The following is a 22,625-nucleotide window of genomic DNA, read 5'->3' as shown; positions in this document are numbered from 1 at the left end:
CGCCGCGCTTGGCGTCTACTGCTCCAGGAATCCGCCGACGATCAGGAGGTCGATCCCCAATGTTGCCGGATGGGTCCCGGTCCCGAGTGTCGCGAAGGTCACCCCGTCGGCCCCGCCGGCCCCGTCGGCATCGTAGGCCAGTGTCCCGGTGTCGCTGTCGTAGCTCAGGTGATCGCTGAGACCCACCACGTCCCCGACACTGCCGAGCCCCGTGAACACGCTCGCCTTGAGCGCGATCCGGTCGACGCCGCTGACGAAGTCGGTGATCAGATCGGCATGCACCAGCGCGTCGGCGGTGTCGAAGACGAAGCGGTCGGCCCCCGAGCCGCCGGTCAGCCGGTCGCTGCCATCGCCGCCGCTGAGCGTATCGTTGCCCGCGCCACCGGCGATCGTATCGTTGCCCGCCAGTCCCGCCAGCGACTCGCTGCCCAGATACCCGGTGATCTCGTCGTCGCCGGCCGTCGGCACCAGCACCTTGGCGAGAATCGCCGTTGCCGACCAGGTGCTGCCGTCGGCAAAGCTGAACTGCTCGATCTGCCGGTTCAGGCCAAGCCCGCTGAAGGTCTCGTCGAAGAAATCGGTGATGCGCACCCCGTCGCCAGGCGCCCCGGCGAAGCGCACCACGAGATCGTTGCCGGCGCGCGCGACGCCGACCTCCGCCGGCCGGATGCCGACGTTGAACTTCAGCGTATCGACCTCGCCGACCGCCCCCAGGTCCTCAATCACCTCCTGGCCGAATCCCAGCCCGAAGGCGTAGGTGTCGCTGCCCGCCTCGCCGCTCAGCGTATCGTTGCCACCGCTGCCGGTGAGCGTATCGTTGCCATCGCCGCCGACGACCCGGTCATTGCCGGCGCCCCCGTCGAGCGCGTCGGCACCGGCATCGCCCGACAGCGAATCGTTGCCCAGGCCGCCGATCAGCGTGTCGTTGCCGGCCGCGCCGCCGAGCGTGTCGTTGCCGCCGCTACCGTTGATACTGTCGTTGGTGTTGGCGTAACCGCGCAACCAGTCGTCGCCGCTCGTTCCCTTGAGCAACTCGGCAAGAATCTGCGTCTGCGTCAGGGTGTTGCCGCTGCCGAGCCAGCGAATCTGGTCGATCGTGCCCAGGTTGATCAGGTCGTTGGTCAGGAAGTCATGCACGACCAGATGATCGACCACTTCGGCACCGGGCGTGCCGGAATTGACGGTGATCACCAGATCGTCGTAACTGTGCCAGCCGCGCGTCAGCGTCGTTTCACCGGAGCCGAGACCACCGATCGGGCTGGCCAGCACGACCGTGTCGAGCGAGCCAGCGAGGGGGTCGTTCTGCTCGATGATGTCGTCGCCGCCGCCGATGGCGAACTGGTAAACATCGCTGCCCGCCCCGCCATCGAGGAGGTCGTTGCCGGCGCCACCGGCGAGGGTGTCGATGCCCTCGCCGCCCTGCAGGTCGTCGTTGCCGGCACCGCCGCTCAGGCTGTCGTTGCCGAGACCCCCGGCGAGCGTGTCGTCACCACCGGTGCCGTTGAGCACATCGTTACCCGGCGAGCCGATGCGGGCAATCAGGTCGGCCAGGGGCTGCGGGCTGCCCCCACCGGCAAAGCGGATGACTTCGACGTTGCTGATCACGACCGTGTTGCCGCTGGGCAGATGCGTGAAGCGCGTCTGCGTCGTCGACGGGCGGCTGATGGCGTAGTCGATGAGTACGCCCTGCAGGATGGCGGTGTCGCTGCCGATGCCGCCGTCGAGCGTGTCGTTGCCGCCGCCGCCGTCGAGGGTGTCGTCGCCGTCGAGGCCGACGAGGAGGTTGGCACCGGCGTGGCCGGTGAGGGCGTTGGCCAGGGTGTTGCCGGTGACATTGACGGCGAAGGTGTCGCCCGCCGAGGTGACGATCGCCTCTTCGACGTTGGCTGTCAGCGTGTAGCCGGCGGTGCTGGTGAAGGCGATCTTCACCAGATCGAGGCCTTCGCCAACGGCTTCCGTGACGACGTCGCTGGCGATGTCGATCTGGTACTCGTCGTCGCCGCTGCCGCCGATGAGCGTGTCGCTGCCAGCGCCGCCGATCAGGGTGTCGTTGCCGGCCAGACCGCTGAGGAGGTTGGCGGCGGCGCTGCCGGTGAGGCGGTTGTTGAGTTCGTTGCCCGTGACGTTTACGGCGACTCCCGCGCCGGCGGTGACGGTGGCGTGTTCGAGCTGGGCGGCGAGCGTATAGCTGCCGGGAGCGGTGAAGGCGATGTTGACCTGGTCGGTGCCTTCCGTGTTCTGCTCGATGATGACGTCGGCGGCGATATCGACGTCGTAGATGTCGTCGCCGGGTCCGCCGATCAGGACGTCGTTGCCAGGGCCGCCAATCAGGGTGTCGTCGCCGGCGAGGCCGGCGAGGGTGTCGTTGCCGACCAGGCCATTGATGTTGTCGTTGCCGGCGGTGCCGGTCCAGTCGTTGCTAAGATTGTCGATGACGTTGTTCCAGTACTGGCTTCGCGTCTTCCCGCCATCGGCAAACGCGATGAACTCGATGCTACGCAGCACGATGTCTTCGCCGGTGCCGGCGTTGACCAGTCGGGTGTCGGTTTCGTTGACCCGGGTGATGCTGTAGTCGGCGAAGTTGGCGAGGACGACCAGTGTGTCGGCATCGGCACCGCCATCGACGGTGTCGAGCCCCGGGCCGGCCGCCAGCGTATCCGCGCCGGCCGCGCCGAACAGGCTGTCGTTACCGAGGCCGCCGAGGAGGCTGTCGTTGCCGAGGCCGCCATCGAGGGTGTCGTTGCCGGCCATACCGTCAAGGGTGTCGTCGCCGTCGAGGCCGGCGAGGAGGTTGGCCTGGCTGTTCCCCACCAGGTTGTTGCCGAGGCCGTTGCCGGTGAGGTTGACCCCCGGCGTGGAATTGCCGATCTGGGCATTCTCGACGTTGGCGGCGAGGATGTAGGTGCCGGCCGAGGCGAACAGGACATTGACCTGATCGGTTCCCTCGCCGAGGAGTTCGGTGATGACGTCCGCCGGAACATCGACCGTGTAGCTGTCGTTGCCGAGGCCGCCGACGAGGGTGTCGATGCCGGCGTTGCCGTCGAGCGTGTCGTTGCCGCCGAGGCCAGTGAGGAGGTTGGCGGTGGCGTTGCCGAGCAAGACGTTGTCGAGGGCGTTGCCGGTGACGTTCACGCCGGCCGTGCCGTTGGCGATGGTGGCCTTCTCGACGTTGGCGGCGAGCGTGTAGGTACCGCCGGCCGTGAAGACGACGTTGACGCGGTCGCTGCCGCTGCCCGCTCCGTCGCCCTCGGTGACGACGTCGCCGGCGACATCGACGACGTAGGTGTCGTCGCCGTCGAGACCGACCAGCGTGTCGGCACCGGCCAGGCCGTCGAGGGTGTCGTTGCCGGGGGTGCCGACGATCACATCGTTATTGGCGCTGACGATGTTGAGGTGGACGTCGGCCAGTGTGCGGGTGCCGTCGAGGAAGACGACCGACTCGACGTTGCGGAAGGTGATGTCTTCGCCGGTGCCGGCGAAGACCAGACGGGTGTCGGTGGCGTTCGGGCGGGTCCGCGTGTAGTCGGCGAAGTTGCCGAGGACGACCAGTGTGTCGGCATCGGCACCGCCATCGACGGTGTCGAGCCCCGGGCCGGCCGCCAGCGTATCCGCGCCGGCCGCGCCGAACAGGCTGTCGTTACCGAGGCCGCCGAGGAGGCTGTCGTTGCCGAGGCCGCCATCGAGGGTGTCGTTGCCGCCCTGGCCTTCGAGTTTGTTGTCGGCCGCGCTGCCGGTGAGGCTGTCATTGAAGTCGCGTGAGCCGAGGACGTCTTCGATGTTGTTGAGCGAGTCGGTGCCGCCGTAACCGTCGCTCGCCGTGCCCGTCGCCAGGTTGACGGTGACGCCTGCTTTGGAGGCGGTATATACGACCCGATCGGTGCCGCCCATACCATTGATGTTGTCGTTGCCTTCGCGTCCTTCGAAGGATTCGAAGATGTCGGCCGCGTTGCTGCCGGTCAGGGTGTCGTTGAAGGCCGAGCCTCTGACGCCTTCGATGCTGATCAGGGTGTCGGTGGTGCCGTAACCGTCGCTGGCGGTGCCGCTGCCTGCGCCACCCAGCGTCACGTTCACGCCTGCCGTGCTCAGGGTGTACTCCGCACGGTCGTAGCCGCGGCCACCGTCGATGGTGTCGTTGCCTTCGAGGCCCATGAAGAATTCCAGGGCGTCGTTGGCGGCGTTGCCGCCGCTGAGGGTGTCGGCGAACTTCGACCCGCGCGCGCCTTCGATGTTGCTCAGGGTGTCGGTGGTGCCGTAACCGTCGCTGGCTGTCCCGCCGGCCAGGTCGACGTTCACGCCTGCCGCGGCGTTGTCGTAGCGGACGAGGTCCAGGCCGCCGGCGCCATCGATGGTGTCGGCGCCAGCGCGGCCTTCGAATTGTTCCGTCAGCACCAGGTCATCCGAGCCGGTGAGTGTATCGGCATGGCTGGAACCGCGTACCTGGTTGATGTTGATGAGAGTGTCGTTGCCATCCGAGCCGGCGCCGGTATCCGCGGCGCTCGTGGCCGTGCCGGTGGCGAGATTGACATTGACGGCAACGGCGGCATTCTGGTAGCTGACCCGGTTGCTGTTTTCTCCGTTCAGGGTATCGGTGATGGCGCCGCCATTGATGGTGTCGTTACCCGCACGTCCTTCGAATACCTCCAGTGTCAGCGCCGCACTGCCAACCAGCGTGTCGTCTTGTGACGAGCCCTGTACATAGAAGATGTTGGCCAAGGTGTCGGTACCGCCCAGACCGTCGCTGGCGGTACCGGTGCCGGTGCTGCCGGTGCCGGTGATGCCGGAGAGGTTGACGTTGACGGCACCTGTGGAGTTGGCATAACTGACGGTATTGCCGTCGGTGTAGTTGATGCGGTCGGCTATGACGCCGCCGTCGATGCTGTCGTTACCGGCATCGCCCCGGAGAAAGTCGCTGCCGGCGCCGCCGAGTAGCGTGTCGTTGCCGGCGTTGCCGTAGAGCGCGTCGTTACCCGTCGACCCATTGAGCACGTTGGCCTGCGAATTGCCCTGCAGCGTGTTGTCCAGGGCGTTGCCGGTGAGGTTGACTCCCGGCGTGGCGTTGCCGATGCCGGCGTTCTCGACGTTCGCGGCGAGCGTGTAGGTGGCGCCGGCGGCGAGCAGGACAGCGACCCCGTCGTTGCCTTCGCCGGGGTTCTCGGTGACGACGTCCGCCAGGGTATCTATCGCGTAGAAGTCGTTGCCGAGGCCGCCGACAAGGGTGTCGATGCCCAGGCCGCCGTCGAGCGTGTCGTTGCCGCCGAGGCCAGTGAGGAGGTTGGCGGTGGCGTTGCCGAGCAAGACGTTGTCGAGGGCGTTGCCGGTGACGTTCACGCCGGCCGTGCCGTTGGCGATGGTGGCGTTTTCGACGTTGGCGGCGAGCGTGTAGGTACCGCCGGCCGTGAAGACGACGTTGACGCGGTCGCTGCCGCTGCCCGCGCCGTCGCCCTCGGTGACGACGTCGCCGGCGACATCGACGAAGTAGGTGTCGTCGCCGTCGAGACCGACCAGCGTGTCGGCACCGGCCAGGCCGTCGAGGGTGTCGTTGCCGGGGGTGCCGACGATCACATCGTTATTGGCGCTGACGATGTTGAGGTGGACGTCGGCCAGTGTGCGGGTGCCGTCGAGGAAGACGACCGACTCGACGTTGCGGAAGGTGACGTCTTCGCCGGTGCCGGCGAAGACCAGACGGGTGTCGGTGGCGTTCGGGCGGGTCCGCGTGTAGTCGGCGAAGTTGCCGAGGACGACCAGTGTGTCGGCATCGGCACCGCCATCGACGGTGTCGAGCCCCGGGCCGGCCGCCAGCGTATCCGCGCCGGCCGCGCCGAACAGGCTGTCGTTACCGAGGCCGCCGAGGAGGCTGTCGTTGCCGAGGCCGCCATCGAGGGTGTCGTTGCCGGCAGTACCGTCAAGGGTGTCGTCGCCGTCGAGGCCGGCGAGGAGGTTGGCCTGGCCGTTCCCCGCCAGGTTGTTGCCGAGGCCGTTGCCGGTGAGGTTGACCCCCGGCGTGGGATTGCCGATCTGGGCATTCTCGACGTTGGCGGCGAGGATGTAGGTGCCGGCCGAGGCGAACAGGACATTGACCTGATCGGTTCCCTCGCCGAGGAGTTCGGTGATGACGTCCGCCGGAACATCGACCGTGTAGCTGTCGTTGCCGAGGCCGCCGACGAGGGTGTCGATGCCGGCGTTGCCGTCGAGCGTGTCGTTGCCGCCGAGGCCAGTGAGGAGGTTGGCGGTGGCGTTGCCGAGCAAGACGTTGTCGAGGGCGTTGCCGGTGACGTTCACGCCGGCCGTGCCGTTGGCGATGGTGGCCTTCTCGACGTTGGCGGCGAGCGTGTAGGTACCGCCGGCCGTGAAGACGACGTTGACGCGGTCGCTGCCGCTGCCCGCTCCGTCGCCCTCGGTGACGACGTCGCCGGCGACATCGACGACGTAGGTGTCGTCGCCGTCGAGACCGACCAGCGTGTCGGCACCGGCCAGGCCGTCGAGGGTGTCGTTGCCGGGGGTGCCGACGATCACATCGTTATTGGCGCTGACGATGTTGAGGTGGACGTCGGCCAGTGTGCGGGTGCCGTCGAGGAAGACGACCGACTCGACGTTGCGGAAGGTGATGTCTTCGCCGGTGCCGGCGAAGACCAGACGGGTGTCGGTGGCGTTCGGGCGGGTCCGCGTGTAGTCGGCGAAGTTGCCGAGGACGACCAGTGTGTCGGCATCGGCACCGCCATCGACGGTGTCGAGCCCCGGGCCGGCCGCCAGCGTATCCGCGCCGGCCGCGCCGAACAGGCTGTCGTTACCGAGGCCGCCGAGGAGGCTGTCGTTGCCGAGGCCGCCATCGAGGGTGTCGTTGCCGCCCTGGCCTTCGAGTTTGTTGTCGGCCGCGCTGCCGGTGAGGCTGTCATTGAAGTCGCGTGAGCCGAGGACGTCTTCGATGTTGTTGAGCGAGTCGGTGCCGCCGTAACCGTCGCTCGCCGTGCCCGTCGCCAGGTTGACGGTGACGCCTGCTTTGGAGGCGGTATATACGACCCGATCGGTGCCGCCCATACCATTGATGTTGTCGTTGCCTTCGCGTCCTTCGAAGGATTCGAAGATGTCGGCCGCGTTGCTGCCGGTCAGGGTGTCGTTGAAGGCCGAGCCTCTGACGCCTTCGATGCTGATCAGGGTGTCGGTGGTGCCGTAACCGTCGCTGGCGGTGCCGCTGCCTGCGCCACCCAGCGTCACGTTCACGCCTGCCGTGCTCAGGGTGTACTCCGCACGGTCGTAGCCGCGGCCACCGTCGATGGTGTCGTTGCCTTCGAGGCCCATGAAGAATTCCAGGGCGTCGTTGGCGGCGTTGCCGCCGCTGAGGGTGTCGGCGAACTTCGACCCGCGCGCGCCTTCGATGTTGCTCAGGGTGTCGGTGGTGCCGTAACCGTCGCTGGCTGTCCCGCCGGCCAGGTCGACGTTCACGCCTGCCGCGGCGTTGTCGTAGCGGACGAGGTCCAGGCCGCCGGCGCCATCGATGGTGTCGGCGCCAGCGCGGCCTTCGAATTGTTCCGTCAGCACCAGGTCATCCGAGCCGGTGAGTGTATCGGCATGGCTGGAACCGCGTACCTGGTTGATGTTGATGAGAGTGTCGTTGCCATCCGAGCCGGCGCCGGTATCCGCGGCGCTCGTGGCCGTGCCGGTGGCGAGATTGACATTGACGGCAACGGCGGCATTCTGGTAGCTGACCCGGTTGCTGTTTTCTCCGTTCAGGGTATCGGTGATGGCGCCGCCATTGATGGTGTCGTTACCCGCACGTCCTTCGAATACCTCCAGTGTCAGCGCCGCACTGCCAACCAGCGTGTCGTCTTGTGACGAGCCCTGTACATAGAAGATGTTGGCCAAGGTGTCGGTACCGCCCAGACCGTCGCTGGCGGTACCGGTGCCGGTGCTGCCGGTGCCGGTGATGCCGGAGAGGTTGACGTTGACGGCACCTGTGGAGTTGGCATAACTGACGGTATTGCCGTCGGTGTAGTTGATGCGGTCGGCTATGACGCCGCCGTCGATGCTGTCGTTACCGGCATCGCCCCGGAGAAAGTCGCTGCCGGCGCCGCCGAGTAGCGTGTCGTTGCCGGCGTTGCCGTAGAGCGCGTCGTTACCCGTCGACCCATTGAGCACGTTGGCCTGCGAATTGCCCTGCAGCGTGTTGTCCAGGGCGTTGCCGGTGAGGTTGACTCCCGGCGTGGCGTTGCCGATGCCGGCGTTCTCGACGTTCGCGGCGAGCGTGTAGGTGGCGCCGGCGGCGAGCAGGACAGCGACCCCGTCGTTGCCTTCGCCGGGGTTCTCGGTGACGACGTCCGCCAGGGTATCTATCGCGTAGAAGTCGTTGCCGAGGCCGCCGACAAGGGTGTCGATGCCCAGGCCGCCGTCGAGCGTGTCGTTGCCGCCGAGGCCAGTGAGGAGGTTGGCGGTGGCGTTGCCGAGCAAGACGTTGTCGAGGGCGTTGCCGGTGACGTTCACGCCGGCCGTGCCGTTGGCGATGGTGGCGTTTTCGACGTTGGCGGCGAGCGTGTAGGTACCGCCGGCCGTGAAGACGACGTTGACGCGGTCGCTGCCGCTGCCCGCGCCGTCGCCCTCGGTGACGACGTCGCCGGCGACATCGACGAAGTAGGTGTCGTCGCCGTCGAGACCGACCAGCGTGTCGGTACCGGCCAGGCCGTCGAGGGTGTCGTTACCGGGGGTGCCGACGAGGGAATCGTTGTTGGCGCTGACGATGTTGAGGTGGACGTCGGCCAGTGTGCGGGTGCCGTCGAGGAAGACGACGGACTCGACGTTGCGGAAGGTGACGTCTTCGCCGGTGCCGGCATTGACCAGGCGGGTGTCGGTGGCGTTCGGGCGGGTCCGCGTGTAGTCGGCGAAGTTGCCGAGGACGACCAGCGTGTCGGCATCGGCACCGCCATCGACGGTGTCGAGCCCCGTGCCGGCCGCCAGCGTATCCGCGCCGGCCGCGCCGAACAGGTTGTCGTTACCGAGGCCGCCGAGGAGGCTGTCGTTGCCGAGGCCGCCATCGAGGGTGTCGTTGCCGGCCATACCGTCAAGGGTGTCGTCGCCGTCGAGGCCGGCGAGGAGGTTGGCCTGGCTGTTCCCCACCAGGTTGTTGCCGAGGCCGTTGCCGGTGAGGTTGACCCCCGGCGTGGAATTGCCGATCTGGGCATTCTCGACGTTGGCGGCGAGGATGTAGGTGCCGGCCGAGGCGAACAGGACATTGACCTGATCGGTTCCCTCGCCGAGGAGTTCGGTGATGACGTCCGCCGGAACATCGACCGTGTAGCTGTCGTTGCCGAGGCCGCCGACGAGGGTGTCGATGCCGGCGTTGCCGTCGAGCGTGTCGTTGCCGCCGAGGCCAGTGAGGAGGTTGGCGGTGGCGTTGCCGAGCAAGACGTTGTCGAGGGCGTTGCCGGTGACGTTCACGCCGGCCGTGCCGTTGGCGATGGTGGCCTTCTCGACGTTGGCGGCGAGCGTGTAGGTACCGCCGGCCGTGAAGACGACGTTGACGCGGTCGCTGCCGCTGCCCGCTCCGTCGCCCTCGGTGACGACGTCGCCGGCGACATCGACGACGTAGGTGTCGTCGCCGTCGCCGCCAAGAAGACTGTCGTTCCCGGCGCCGCCATCAAGGGTATCGTTTCCTTCGTTGCCGGCCAGCCAGTTGGCGCCGCTGGAGCCCAGAACGAAATCGCTGCGCGCCGAGCCGAAGATGTTCTCGATGCTGTTCAGGCTATCGGTGTCCCCGAACGAATCGCGCGCCATCAGGCTGCCGACCGTAACGCCACTGCCGTAGCCTGTGACTCCATTGACCGTGATACTGCTCGCGGAAAGGTTGACGATTGCGCCGTAGATTCCGCCATCCGTACCATCGGAATCGTTGTCATAGGCAGCCGTATCGGCAAAAGCGCCGCCGACGATGGTGTCGTTGCCATCGGCGCCGTCGAGCCATCCGCTCCTGTCGTCCCGGCCGCGAATGTAGTCGTCTTTCTCCGAACCTTCGATGGCAAGTTGTCCCGCCCCGAGAACGAACGAGTCCGTGAACCCGAAGCCATCACGGGCTGTCTTGCTGGCTAGCGTTACCCCGTTAGCGGTAATGCTGCCGTTGCTCAGGTTGACGATGATGCCCTGCGGCGTATCCCAGTATTGGGCCCAGACCCACGAAGCGGGGTCCGCTCCTCCCACGATGGTGTCATTGCCTCGACCACCCCGGAAGCCGATGAAGCCCGTCGTCCGCCCGGCGAAGAACACGTCGCCGTAATCCGACCCTACCACCCCATCCTCGATGCTGGTCAGCATGGTCTCGGTTACACCGTCGGCGTGCAGCACGTTCCCATCCGCCAGTGGGTGACCCAGGACATCCTGCGTCGTGCCGCTGAGATTGACAGCCACGCCAGCGGCTTCCTGGTAAAAGGTCGCCTCATCTTGCCCTGCGCCGCCATCGACTACGCTGTCACCCTTGAGCACGTGCAGTTCGTCATTTCCGGCGTCTCCATAAAGCGCATCGATGCCCGGGCCGCCGCTGAGTTCGTCATCGCCCTCGCCCCCGAAGAGCGTGTCATCGCCTTCGTTCCCGAAGATCAGGTCGTCGCCACCGCCCCCATTGATGACTTCGCCAGACGACGTTCCGATGAGGACATCGTTGCCTACGGTACCGGTCAGAAGGTTGGAGAAGGAGAAGGAGTACAGCGCGCTGCCATCGGCGAACGCCAGGGTTTCGATGATCGGGGCGCCGAGGAACTGATTCGTGACCGTGAGTTGCCCCTGTCCATTGAAGTCGATGACCAGGTCGTCGCCACTGCGGTAGAAGTTCCACCCGCTGTAGAGGTGCAGAGGGTCGGCAAGCTCGATCGTATCTGCGCCGCCGGTGTCGGAAATGACATCGTTGCCCGATCCCAGGCTGTACCGATAAATGTCATTTCCCAGCCCGCCGTTGAGGGCGTCATCAACGCTTCCTGCACTGCCGACCAGCGTGTCATTACCATCTGTCCCGTTGAAGATTGCCATGGCGAGTTCCTTTACGCGAAAACGATGATTTGCGGGAGTAGGGGCTTGTTACCATTCACGATCAGAGGGTAATCATAAGGCCATGTGCAGGCGGGCAGGGGATCAAAAAGCAAGAAAAAACCGCCCGCAGGCGGTTTTTTCTTGCGGCACAACGTGCCTTTTTCGGTCCTGTAGGCGAAGCTCTCGCCGTGACGTGGCCGTGACGGGTGCCGTCTTGCGGCAACCGCCTAGAGATTGGCCGAACGCCACCAGTTGCTGAAATCCCTCCGCAGAACGGCCTGCGAGAGCATCGGGTAATGGACGAGTTCACTGCCGATTCCCAGGTAGAAGCCGTTCTTGACCATTCGATACGGGAATTCGAGCGAGTGCACGCGGTGCACGAGCTTGTTCTGCTTCGACACCGGCCGCAGTTCCAGTAAGGCCTCGCGCAGGTGTTGCAGGAAGGAGTACGGCAGGTCGCCCTCCTGGCCGTTCGCCGGATCGCGCGCCAGGGGGCCGAGTCCGAGTTCGACAAAGCACATCCCGGGGAAGCGGAAGAACTTCGATGGCTTGGTGGTCACGTCGGCGTAGTAGGTTGCCGGGTCAAGGATGCTGACCACCAAGCTGTTGATGGGTGCCAGATCCTGGTACATGTGCAGTTCGGGTTCCGGTTTCGGCAGCCCGTTGCCACGGCTCAGACCCAACGTCGCGCCCATCGCGGTGGTCAGGTAAAGCTGGCCGATGGCATTCATCGTCAGGTGCTCCATCACCCGATACATCGAGATGTATACGGAGTTCTTGGGCGTGCCATCGGCCTTCGCCGCACAACGCGCATAGGCACCGTCGATATCGAAGTACTCGTGGCGGAAGGAGGGGTCGATCTCGAAGAACAGCGCCTGACCCTTCGACTTGAACTTGTGGCCCGTCGCGTAGTATTGCCCGAACCGCTCCGGCGGCAGCATGGAGGCGATCAGTGCTTCCGGAATCAGCGAGAAGTAAAGATGCATGGACATGGTTGAATCTCCCTGGAAATAGTCGACTTGGTTCGACATTCGTCATGTTCGGCGCGGCGGCGACTGCCCGGGGCGTTGTTGCGCCCTGGGCAGCGTCGGCGCGCGGATGCGGCGGACTGCCTGATGTTATCCATTCTCCTTCTTGGCGAGGATTCGCATCCCGTAAAAGCTGCGGAAGACGAAGACCAGATTCACGGCCAGGAACAGCGCCGCCAGAGCATAGACGAGTACCTGCTGCCCCTGCACCTCAAGTCCTACCGCCATCTCGACCGCCAGCAAGCCGAACAGCGTCGTGAACTTGATGATCGGGTTCATGGCCACCGAGGCGGTGTCCTTGAACGGGTCACCGACGGTGTCGCCAACCACCGAGGCATTGTGCAGGTCCGTTCCCTTGGCGTGCATTTCGGTCTCCACGATCTTCTTCGCATTGTCCCACGCGCCACCGGCGTTGGCCATGAAAACGGCCTGGTAAAGACCGATGATGGCCAGCGAAATCAGGTAACCGATGAAGAAGAAGGGTTCGATGAAGGCGCAGGCCAGGGTGCCGAAAAACACCGCCATGAAGATGTTGAACATGCCTTTCTGCGCGTAGATGGTGCAGATCTCGACGACCTTCTTGCTGTCCTTCTGCGACGCCTTGACCACCTCATCGAGCCGGATGTGCGTGCTGATGAACTCGACCGCACGGTAGGCACCGGTCGACACGGCCTGTGTGCTGGCGCCCGAGAACCAGAAGATGGTTGCCCCGCCGGCGATCAGGCCGAGCAGGAAAGGCGGATGCAGCAGCGACAGCTTGTCCAGATTGTCCGTCAGGCCGGCGGTGAGCAGCATGACAATGGAAAAAACCATGGTCGTCGCGCCGACTACCGCGGTGCCGATCAGCACGGGCTTGGCCGTTGCCTTGAACGTGTTGCCGGCGCCGTCGTTCTCTTCGAGCAGGAACTTGGCGGAACGAAAGTCGAGATCGAAACCGAAGTCCCTCTTGACTTCCGCCTGGATGCCGGGCACCTGTTCGATCATCGACAGTTCGTAAACCGACTGCGCGTTGTCGGTGACCGGCCCGTAGCTGTCTACCGCAATCGTCACCGGTCCCATCCCCAGGAAGCCGAAGGCGACCAGACCGAACGAGAAGACCGCGGCCATCATCGCTGCCTTGGCGTCGTCCGGATTGATCACCGCCGTCAGGTCGAACTGCGACACGACGTAGGCGCCGGACATCAGGCCGACGATGATGACGCCGATCCAGAACGCGGAGAAGTAGCCGGCGACGATGCCGGACAGGATGTTGAGGCTGGCGCCGCCTGCCTCCGACGCCGTGACCACTTCGCGTACGTGCCGCGAGTTGGTCGACGTGAACACCTTCACGACTTCGGGAATGATCGCGCCGGCGAGCGTGCCGAGCGTGATGATCAGCGAAAGCTGCCACCAGAGGTTGCTGTATGGCTTCCCGTCGAGGGCGAAGCTTCCCATCAGCAGATACGAGACGATGAAGGTGATGACCACGGAAACCACCGAAGTGATCCAGACCAGCGAGGTCAGCGGCGCCTCGAAATTGAAGCGCTGCTTGTTGCCATAGCGGCGCCGCGCGACCATCTGATTGCCGAGATACGAGATGCCCGAGGCGACGATCATCATCACCCGCATGACAAACAGCCAGACCAGTAACTGCACCTGGACGGCCGCTTCGGGTACCGCGAGCATGATGAAGCTGATCAGCGCCACGCCGGTGACGCCGTAGGTCTCGAAGCCGTCGGCCGTCGGGCCCACCGAGTCGCCGGCGTTGTCGCCGGCACAGTCGGCGATTACCCCGGGGTTGCGCGCATCGTCCTCCTGGATGCCGAATTCGATCTTCATCAGATCGGAACCGATGTCGGCGATCTTCGTGAAGATGCCGCCGGCGATACGCAGCGCCGCGGCGCCCAGCGACTCGCCGATGGCAAAGCCGATGAAGCACTTGCCGGCCAGGGCCGCCGGGACGAACAGCATGATGCAGAGCATGATCAGCAGTTCGGTCGAGATCAACAGCATGCCGATCGAGATTCCCGACTTGATCGGTATGGCGTAGACCGGATAGGGCTTGGCAGCCAGCGACGCGAATGCCGTGCGGCTGTTGGCCAGGGTGTTGATGCGTATGCCGAACCAGGCCACTCCGAACGAGCCGGCGATGCCGACCAGGGAGAAGGCCAGGATCATCGCCACGTCGGGGACGGGAAGCTCCTGGACGACATAGAAGTAGCCGATCATGATCACCGCGGTGAAGGCTTCCAGGATCAGCAGGAACTTGCCCTGCGTGAGCATGTAGGTCTTGCAGGTTTCGTAGATCAGTTCGCTGACTTCGGCCATCGAGCGATGTACCGGCAGGCGCTGAATCTGGCTGTAGATGACGGCGCCGAAGACCAGGCCGCCGAGGGAAACCAGCAGTCCCCAGGACAGGAGGGTCCATCCGGAGATCCCACCGAGGAATGTCACCAGGGAGACATCGCCAAGGTCGGGTAGAACGAGATTGGCCTCGGAGACGTGCTCCGTGGCCGCGAGCGCTGGCAAGGTCGCGGTGCCGATGGCAAAGATGAATGCCAGCAGCAGGTGACGGGCCAGGGAGCGCCATGGTGGCGCCAACGCAGAGTAACTGAAGGTCATTGGTTTTCTCCTTGAAAAAGAGTCGAAATCGTCTCGGTGGCTGCCGCCGAAGTCCGCGCACGGCAGACGGAAGCAGTGGAAATCCACTGGCGCCCCTTGGCCAGCCTATCCAGCCACCTTGCAAGTGTCAACGGTGCTAAAAAGCAAGTCTCGTGCCCGCAGCCCTTGGTCAGCTGAGTAGCGCATTGGTGAGGCGGCGCCGCGCTCCTCGCCGGCCAGGGGGGCAACGCATGCGGCCGAGACGCCAGCCGTCGTTGTCCTCTGACCGGCTTCCGGTGGTATGTCGAGCCGCCACCGCGACATGCCACCAAGCCGCGCCATTGCTGGCGCCGAGCCCATGACCAAGGCCGCTTCGCGGCGCATGGCGGGCATCGAGATGATGTGGCCTGGGCAGCCGTTGCGATGCCCGGCTCTCAGCTGATCACACCTTCTGTAATGAAAACGATAGAATCCAGACCGCAACCCAAAACGCCGCATTGCTTCACCGGAACCCTCCGCATTTTGTGGCGAGGGTACGTTTCCCGACAATTCATTATTTGAGAAAGCACACAACCATGACGATACATCTTTACTTCTCGCTGATTCCCGAGGCGCTGATCGCCTCGATGCTGAGCCCGGAGGAGTTCGGGCAATATTATTCGACCGGGCACCAGTTCAAGTCGAAGGGGCAGGCGATCTTCTTCGAGGTCGACCCCACCTTCCGCCACGAGTTTTTCAACATCGACGAGGGCTTCAAGCGCTGCACCCCACATCCCGACGGCACGCCGAAAAACTCGGTCTATATCTCGGTCTACCGCGTGCTCGAGCACATCCCGGTGAGCGCCCTCGGTAAGCTGTATCTGAGCACCGCCTATGGTCACACCCTGGCATTGAGCCAGGCCGACGCGCTACCGGCGAAAGACAGGGGCCTGCACATGTATCAGGACCTGACGCCGATCAACAGCCTGGTAGTGAGCGCCCAGGATCCGCAGACTTACTATTCGAGCATCACCAGCCAGCCAGCCAAGTTCATTCGCTTCCCCGGGCTGTGTTTCGTCGAGCTGGGGCTGGGCTCGCTGGCGACCGATCCCGCGAATGGTGCGGTTGGCGATCTGCCGTACTCGTTCATGCACCACCTGCGGGAGGCGTTGCTGGAAGTGGACCCGACCGGCAAGCAGAGCAAACTGGTGCATCGCGTGCATTCACTGGACTTCCCATATCGCATGGTCAAAAGCGGTTTCTATACGGGTAACGGCCCCGATCTGGCGTTTTACCCGATGCCGTCGCACGAGGTCTTGCGTCGCGATCACAACAGTTGGTGGCGTTCGGCCAACATGTAAGCTTCTTCCGCAAGGCGCCGCCGGCGAGGCCGTTTTCGGCGGCGGCTCCTTGTACGTCATTGCGCAGCCTGGGTCCCGGCTACCCGGCGTCAGACTCGTCGGACAGCGCCAGTTCTCCCTGGCGGGGTGGCTGTTCAGTCGCTGCGCCCTCTAGCGTCGACAGGGCGGTAACGCGCACACCGAGCAGGCGGATCCTGCGCTCCAGGCGGACACGGCGCACGCATTCGCCGGCAGCGCGGCGGATCACTTGCGCATCGGCGGTGGCGCTGGCGAGCGTCAGGTCGCGCGTGAGCGTCTGGAAGTCGGCGAAGCGCAGCTTGATGCCGATCGTGCGGCCGACGTAGCCCTTGCGCCGCAAATCCTCGGCGACACGCGTGCACAGGTCGGTGAAGATTTCGCTCAGTGCCGCGCGATCGTCGCGCGCATGCAGGTCGCGTTCGAAGGTCGTCTCGCGACTGATCGACTTCGGCTCGGAGGAAGTGACCAGGATGCGATCGTCGATGCCGTTGGCCGCAGCGAGCAGCCACGCGCCGTACGACCGACCGAAGTGTTGCTGCAGGCTGGCGCTTTCCGCCTGCGCCAGTTCGCCGATCGTGTGGATCCCCAGCACGGCGAGCCGGTCACTCGCTTTCGGGCCGATGCCGTTGATCTTGCGGACCGGCAAAGGCCAGATCCGCCGCGCCAGATCGTCGGCGCCGAGCAGGGTCAGGCCGTCCGGTTTGTCGAGGTCGGAACCGATCTTGGCGAGCAGTTTGTTGGCGGCGATGCCGATCGAGCACGACAGCCCGGTCGCCGCGCGCACGGCGTCCTTGATGCGCTGCGCGAGAGGTCGGGTCGGCTCCGGCAGTTCGCTCAGATCGACGTAGATTTCGTCGATGCCGCGGTCTTCGATCTGCGGGGCGATGGCCGCGACAGCCGCCTTGAACAGGCGCGAGTAGTGGCGATAGGCGGCAAAATCGACCGGCAGCAGGATCGCCTCGGGCGCCAGTCTGGCGGCTTTCATGATTCCCATCGCCGAGAATGCGCCAAGCGCGCGCGCTTCGTAGGTGGCGGTGGTGATCACGCCGCGACCGGCGTAGTCGCGCAGGCGGGCGAAGCGGCGGCTGCCATCGGCGAGCAGGACCGGTTGCTGGTCGCTGCGACCGCCGATCACCACCGGCTGTCCGCGCAATTCCGGGTAGCGCAACAACTCGACCGAGGCGTAGAAGGCGTCCATGTCGAGGTGGGCGATGCGCCGTGGCGGAGGGTTCACCCTTGCCTCCCGGGCGTCTGTTTCAGTACAGCAGGAATTCCTTGCGCTCCTGCTCCCAGGCTCCCTCGTCGGCCCGGCTGAGCGCGTCGAGGTCGGCCGGCGTCGCCGTCGGATCATCGACCCATTCGCGCAACAGCGGCGAGCCGTTGATCAGGTCGATTGCCAGCCGCTCGAACTCGTATTCGTAGGCGAAGTCGCGCCACAGCGGGTAGTCCGGCTGGAGTTGCCGAAGCGCCTTGAACGCCAGGCTCTGCAGGCGCCACGGGCGAAACGCGGTATGCCCGTAGTGGGCATCCTCGACATGAATCTGAATCCCGTTGCACAAGCGGCCCGCGTGTTTGTGGAAGGTCGGCTCGAACCAGCATTCGCGCAGCCGGCAGCCGTCCAGCCAGTCCGGAGCGAGCTCGTGCATGCGTGCAATGAGCCGGCTGGCGTCGAGGTCCGGTGCACCGAAAAGCTCGAGCGGGCGCGTCGTGCCGCGGCCTTCGGAGAGCGTGCTGCCTTCGAGCATGACCGTGCCGGCGTAGCAGCGTGCCATCGACACATTCGCTGCGTTCGGGCTCGGGTTGATCCAGGCGCGCTCGCCGAGCGGCCAGCCGTAACCGGGCGCCGCGTCGGGATTCCAGCCGTGCATGCGGACCACCGTGCAATCGACGTCAAGGCCGAGCGTGTTGATGAACCAGCACGCCAGTTCACCCATCGTCAGGCCGTGTCGCATCGGCAGTGGGCCGGCGCCGACGAAGCTTTCCCAACCCGGCCGCAGCCGCAACCCCTCGACTGGTCTTCCCGCCGGGTTGGGGCGGTCGAGGATCCATACCGCCTTGCCGTGCCGCGTGGCGGCCTCGAGCAGGTAGCGCAGGGTCGTGATGAAGGTGTAGATGCGGCAGCCGAGATCCTGCAGATCGACGAGCAGCACGTCGCAGCTGGCCAGCATGGACGGCGTCGGTCGGCGCACCGTGCCGTAGAGGCTGAACACGGGGATGCCGTGTACCGGATCGAGGAAGTCCGGCGACTCGACCATGTTGTCCTGCTTGTCGCCGCGCAATCCGTGCTGGGGGCCGAAGGCGGCGCTCAGCTGCAGATCGGGGAGGGCCGCCAGGGCGTCGATGGCGTGCGTCAGGTCGGCGGTGACCGACGCCGGGTGCGCGACCAGGGCGATGCGGCGGCCGCGCAGCGGCCGGCGCAGGTCCGGGTCGGCGAGCAGGCGGTCAAGTCCGGACTGCAGGACGGGCATTGGCGTTTCCTTCAGGCAAAGGCTGGCGGTGGTGCCAGTTCGAGGGCAAAACCAGCACGCTGGTGAAAGTCGGGCAGGGCCACCGGGTGGTGGAGCGCCCAGTAGCTGTGGCTGCCGTCGATGGTGTCGATGGCTTCGACGACGGCCGACAGCGCGATCTGCAGCGTCGCGTTCCCGGAAGTCGGTGGCAGGCACTCATGGGCAAGGACTGCCTCGAGTTCGAGCCGGCCGGCGGTCAGCGTCGCCCGCATCTGCGGTGGCGTGCACAGGGCTCGCGTCGTGTCGCGCTCACGGTACCCGGAGAAGGCGTAGGCAGCCCATTGGCCGGACGGCGAGAAGTTGAACTCGTGGTAGGCGGTTTCCCCGGCGACGCCGACGAATGCCTCGAAACAGGTATGTTCCCACAGCCCGTCGGCGCTGCCGGATGTCTCGGGTGCCGGGATCAGCAGGCGGGCCATGTCGCCGCGCAGACAGTAGGCCAGGTGAAGACCGCCGTCGGCAGAGCGCGCGGCGTGCACCTCGATCAGGCGCACCACGGGCGCCGGCGTGCGTGGGTGACGGACGAGGGTTACTGTAGACTGGCTGGGGAGCATCGGGTGGAGTCCGGCGTTGCGGGGGAGGCGATCGTGGATTCTAGCGTCTTCGACGGTGTTGTCGCTGCACCTTGTGGTCGATCGGTTCGCCTGTTTGGCGCACGCCGTCGCCGGTGCCGCGCCGAGCTCGCGTGGCGCCGCCTGTTGGCGGTCCGCATCGGCGAAATCAGCACGCCGCCAACCCGTTCCATTGGCAAAGAACGCGCTTGGCGTAGGCGAGCAGGATCCACAGCCAGAACACCAGGAAGAAGGCCAGCACGGGTAGGTGCCGATCGAGGATCGCCGTCGGCGCCAACCAGCGCGTGAGCCGGATCACCGGCCGGGTGACGACCTGGAACAGCCGGTAGATCGGATTGCTTGCGCGTCGGGCGCCGGCGAGCAGGCCGACGGCTCCCTGTCCGAGCAGCGACAGGAGGGCGACCTCGACCAGCGTTCGGACGATCGAGACGAGGAACAAGTCGGGGTGGTTCATGGGCTCGGCGCGGGGGAGTCACCGCCGTGCTGGTGTGCGCTCGGCGCGCGTGCGCGCCGGCCGTGCGACCCGAAGTGATGGTGGAGTGCGCGGCGCGCGGGCTTGATCGGCGTCACGGCCTCGGGCTCCAGTCGCTCAGTAGCCAAGCCGCCGTGGCAACCAGGTTGCCAGCTCCGGCACGGCGGCCACAGACAGTAGCGCGAGCAGCATCGCGGCGACCATCCAGCTCACCCAGCGCACTGTCGACTCGATGCTGACACCGGCGATGCGGCTGGTGACCATAAGGTTGACTGCCATCGGCGGCGTAAACTGGCCGATCGCCAGGTTCATCGTCATCAACACGCCGAACCACACCGGGTCCCAGTTGAAGGTGCGCATGATCGGCAACAGAATGGGCAGGAAGACGAGGAAGATCGAGATCGCATCGAGCAGCATGCCGGCGATCAGCAGCATCAGCATGATCATCACCAGCATCATCGTCTCGTCGTCGGTGAAGCCCAGCAGCAAGTGCGCGAACGCGTCGAAGGCGCCGAGCGTCGAACCGGCGTGCGCGAAGACGCTGGCCAGGGCAATGATGAGCATGACCACGGCGGCGATTTCCGCCGACTCGACGAGCACCTGGTACACCAGGCGCAGGGTCAGTGTGCGGTAAACGAAGAAGCCGACGCAGAGGCCGTAGAAGGCGGCAACCACGGCTGCCTCGGTGGGCGTGAACAGGCCGAGGCGCAGGCCGCCGAGAATGATCACGGGAGCGATCAGCCCCCACACCGCCTCGCGAAAGGTCTGCCAGAGGCTGGCCTCGCTGGCCCTGCTCTCGGCTCCCCAGCCTTCACGGATCGAGAAGTACAGTACCGGGATCAGCAAGGAGAGGCCGGCCAGCACGCCGGGAATCAGCCCGGCCGCGAAGAGCGCCGGCATCGATGCCTGCGGCACGAGGATGTTGTAGACGATGAAGGCCAGCGACGGCGGGATGAGGATCGCCGTGGACCCGGCGGCGGCGATCAGGCTGGCCGAGAACTCGCGCGGATAACCCTGCGCGGCCATGCCAGGAATCATCACCATGGCCACCGCCGCGGCATCGGCCGGACCGGACCCGGAAATGCCGCCGAGGAACATGCACACCAGCACGGCGACGATCGCCGGGCCGCCGGCGCGCTGGCCGACCAGCGCCGAAACGAAGCGGACCAGCCGCTCGGCAACTCCCGCGCGCTCGAAGATCATGCCGGCGAGGATGAACACCGGCAGCGCCAGTAGCGGGTACCTGGCGATCCCGGTATACACGTTGGTCGGCACCGACATGATGCCGAGTCCTTCGCGCTGGATGACGATCGCGCCGACCAGGCCGAGTGCGACGGCGAGCGGCGTGCCGAGCACGAGCAGAAAGGCAAAGCCCAGAAGGAGGATGAGGCTGCCTTCCGCGAGCATGTTCAGGCACCGCCCCTTTCGCTCGCGCCGCGCAGCAGCCGGAGCAGCCGCCCGCCGAGGCGCAGGGTGATCAGGGCGCAGAGCAGCGGCAGCCAGACGGTGTAGATCCACTGCGGCACGCCGATGCCGGGCGAGGTCGTTGCGTACTGCCAGTCGTCCAGGAACAGGTGGAAGCCGTAGAACGCGAGCAGGCCAAACAGCGCCATTCCGCAAAGCGTCACCAGCACCTCGATGCGGCGATGCGCGCGCCTGCCCAGCTTGCTGACGAAGTACTCCATGCGGATATGCCGGTTGCGGGCGAACGCCGCCGACGCGCCGGCGAGCGTCATCACCACCATCAGAAAGACCGAAACCTCTTCGGTAAAGGCGAACGACACGTTGGTCAGGTAGCGCACCAGTACGTTGGCGAAAGTGATGACGCAGATCAGCGCCATGGCGATGGCGGCAACGCCTTCCTCGACGCCGGTGCCGACGCGCGGCCTGTCCTCTGGCCGCGCGTCGGCACTGCCAGGGTCGGCCGTCGCTTCGCCGGTCAGCGAATCAGTAGCCGGCCGCGCGGCTGCTCCCGTCGGCGGCGCCTGCCGCGCGCTCACTTGCGGCGTGCGGCGACGGCCGCTTCCGCCTTCCTGACGAGATCCGGTCCGATCGTCTGCGCCCACTTGTCATAGACCGGGCGCGTTGCCCGGACGAAGGCCTCCTTCTCGGCGGGCGTCAGGCGCGTCAGCGTCGCGCCCAGCGCGGTGACCTCCTTGTACATCGCGTCGTCGCTCGCGGTCAGCCCCTTGCGGGCCAGCGCGATTTCCTGCCGGCCCGCGTCGATCGCCGCCTGGCGAACGAGCGCCCGATCCTCCGGGCTCCACGACTCCCAGACCTGCTTGTTGACGACGAAGATCAAGGGGTCCGCGAGGTAGCCCCAGAGCGTCACGTATTTCTGTCCGACGGTGTTGAGCTTTGCCGCCGTGTAGATGTGTAGCGGATTCTCCTGGCCATCGACGGCGCCGGAAGCGAGTGCCGGCTGCGCATCTGCCCAGCTCATCTGCGTCGGGTTGGCGCCGAGCGCGCTGAAGGTGTCATTGAAGATCGGCGAGCCGACCACGCGGAACTTGAGCCCCTTCATGTCGTCCGGCCTGCGGATTTCGCGCTTCGAGTTGCTGAGTTCACGGAATCCGTTCTCGCCCCAGGCCAGCGGCACGACGCCGGCCTTCTCGACCAGTGCGAAGATGTCCTTGGCCACTTCGCCGGAGGTCAGCGCATCGAGACCGGCGTGATCCTGCGTCAGGAAGGGTAGCGCGTACAGGTTGAGTTCCTTGACCTGTGGCGACCAGTTGATCGTCGAGCCGATCGCCAGGTCGATCGCCCCCTGCCGCACCGCGGCCAGTTCCCGCGTCTGGTCGCCGCCGACCAGCGAGGCGCCCGGATACATCTTGATGTTGATCCGCCCCTTGCTGCGTTCGCGCACCAGTTCGGCCCAGATCTCGCCGCCCTTGCCCCACGGGAAAGCCGGTCCGAGCACCGTCGACAGCTTGTACTCCGGCTTGTAGGCGGTCTCGGCAGCAATCACGGCGGCCGGCAGTGCCATCGCCGTCAGGGCGATCGCGAGGGTCTTGAGGATTCTTCGGCGCATCAGTTTCTCCTTTTGGCGGCGTTGGCTGAGGAAGCGGGCAGCGGACGCTTTCGATGCGGCTGCCAGCCAGCCG

General features: G+C 65.7%; 11 protein-coding genes. 1 reads left to right on the top strand and 10 read right to left on the bottom strand.

Features of this window, described 5'->3' with window-relative positions:
* Nucleotides 1-15: 15 nt before the first annotated feature.
* The 3 genes from CAP2UW1_RS25105 to CAP2UW1_RS18335 all read right to left on the bottom strand — a co-directional run bounded on the left by CAP2UW1_RS25105 (nucleotide 16) and on the right by CAP2UW1_RS18335 (nucleotide 14,633).
* The gene (locus CAP2UW1_RS25105) at nucleotides 16-11,004 is read right to left on the bottom strand and encodes a calcium-binding protein (protein WP_015768116.1); all 10,989 of its coding nucleotides are present in this window, start codon (nucleotides 11,002-11,004) and stop codon (nucleotides 16-18) included.
* A 227-nt stretch (nucleotides 11,005-11,231) separates the two neighbouring features.
* Nucleotides 11,232-11,996 carry a hypothetical protein gene (locus CAP2UW1_RS18340; RefSeq protein ID WP_015768115.1) on the bottom strand — a complete coding sequence of 255 codons (765 nt, stop codon included), beginning with the start codon at nucleotides 11,994-11,996 and terminating at the stop codon, nucleotides 11,232-11,234.
* A 126-nt stretch (nucleotides 11,997-12,122) separates the two neighbouring features.
* Nucleotides 12,123-14,633 carry a sodium-translocating pyrophosphatase gene (locus tag CAP2UW1_RS18335; protein WP_015768114.1) on the bottom strand — a complete coding sequence of 837 codons (2,511 nt, stop codon included), beginning with the start codon at nucleotides 14,631-14,633 and terminating at the stop codon, nucleotides 12,123-12,125.
* Between the two features lie 554 nt (nucleotides 14,634-15,187).
* Between CAP2UW1_RS18335 and CAP2UW1_RS18330 the strand changes: the two genes are divergently transcribed.
* Nucleotides 15,188-15,952 carry a hypothetical protein gene (locus CAP2UW1_RS18330; protein ID WP_015768113.1) on the top strand — a complete coding sequence of 255 codons (765 nt, stop codon included), beginning with the start codon at nucleotides 15,188-15,190 and terminating at the stop codon, nucleotides 15,950-15,952.
* 79 nt (nucleotides 15,953-16,031) lie between these two features.
* On the opposite strand, the gene dinB is transcribed toward CAP2UW1_RS18330, so the two are convergent.
* The 7 genes from dinB to CAP2UW1_RS18295 form a co-directional block, all read right to left on the bottom strand.
* Complete coding sequence (gene dinB / locus CAP2UW1_RS18325; protein ID WP_015768112.1) at nucleotides 16,032-17,204, bottom strand: DNA polymerase IV; 1,173 nt, start codon at nucleotides 17,202-17,204, stop codon at nucleotides 16,032-16,034.
* A gap of 22 nt (nucleotides 17,205-17,226) precedes the next feature.
* Entirely contained in the window at nucleotides 17,227-18,438 is a 1,212-nt protein-coding gene (locus CAP2UW1_RS18320) for an exo-beta-N-acetylmuramidase NamZ family protein (RefSeq protein WP_015768111.1), read from the bottom strand.
* Nucleotides 18,439-18,449: 11 nt separating this feature from the next.
* The gene (locus CAP2UW1_RS18315; protein ID WP_015768110.1) at nucleotides 18,450-19,031 is read right to left on the bottom strand and encodes a DOMON-like domain-containing protein; all 582 of its coding nucleotides are present in this window, start codon (nucleotides 19,029-19,031) and stop codon (nucleotides 18,450-18,452) included.
* A 166-nt stretch (nucleotides 19,032-19,197) separates the two neighbouring features.
* Nucleotides 19,198-19,503, bottom strand: coding sequence for a hypothetical protein (locus tag CAP2UW1_RS18310; protein WP_015768109.1), 306 nt, complete (start codon nucleotides 19,501-19,503; stop codon nucleotides 19,198-19,200).
* A gap of 135 nt (nucleotides 19,504-19,638) precedes the next feature.
* Complete coding sequence (locus tag CAP2UW1_RS18305; protein WP_015768108.1) at nucleotides 19,639-20,928, bottom strand: TRAP transporter large permease; 1,290 nt, start codon at nucleotides 20,926-20,928, stop codon at nucleotides 19,639-19,641.
* Nucleotides 20,929-20,930: 2 nt separating this feature from the next.
* The gene (locus CAP2UW1_RS18300) at nucleotides 20,931-21,521 is read right to left on the bottom strand and encodes a TRAP transporter small permease (RefSeq protein ID WP_015768107.1); all 591 of its coding nucleotides are present in this window, start codon (nucleotides 21,519-21,521) and stop codon (nucleotides 20,931-20,933) included.
* On the bottom strand, nucleotides 21,518-22,555 hold the full coding sequence (locus CAP2UW1_RS18295; protein ID WP_412566874.1) for a DctP family TRAP transporter solute-binding subunit: 1,038 nt from the start codon (nucleotides 22,553-22,555) through the stop codon (nucleotides 21,518-21,520). Before CAP2UW1_RS18295 ends, CAP2UW1_RS18300 begins: the two co-directional genes overlap by 4 nt.
* Nucleotides 22,556-22,625 lie beyond the last annotated feature (70 nt).

The organism is Candidatus Accumulibacter phosphatis (assembly GCF_000024165.1).
GTDB lineage: Bacteria > Pseudomonadota > Gammaproteobacteria > Burkholderiales > Rhodocyclaceae > Accumulibacter > Accumulibacter phosphatis.
The sequence above is the reverse complement of the archived record's forward strand: the minus strand, read 5'-3'. Positions and strand labels throughout refer to the sequence as shown.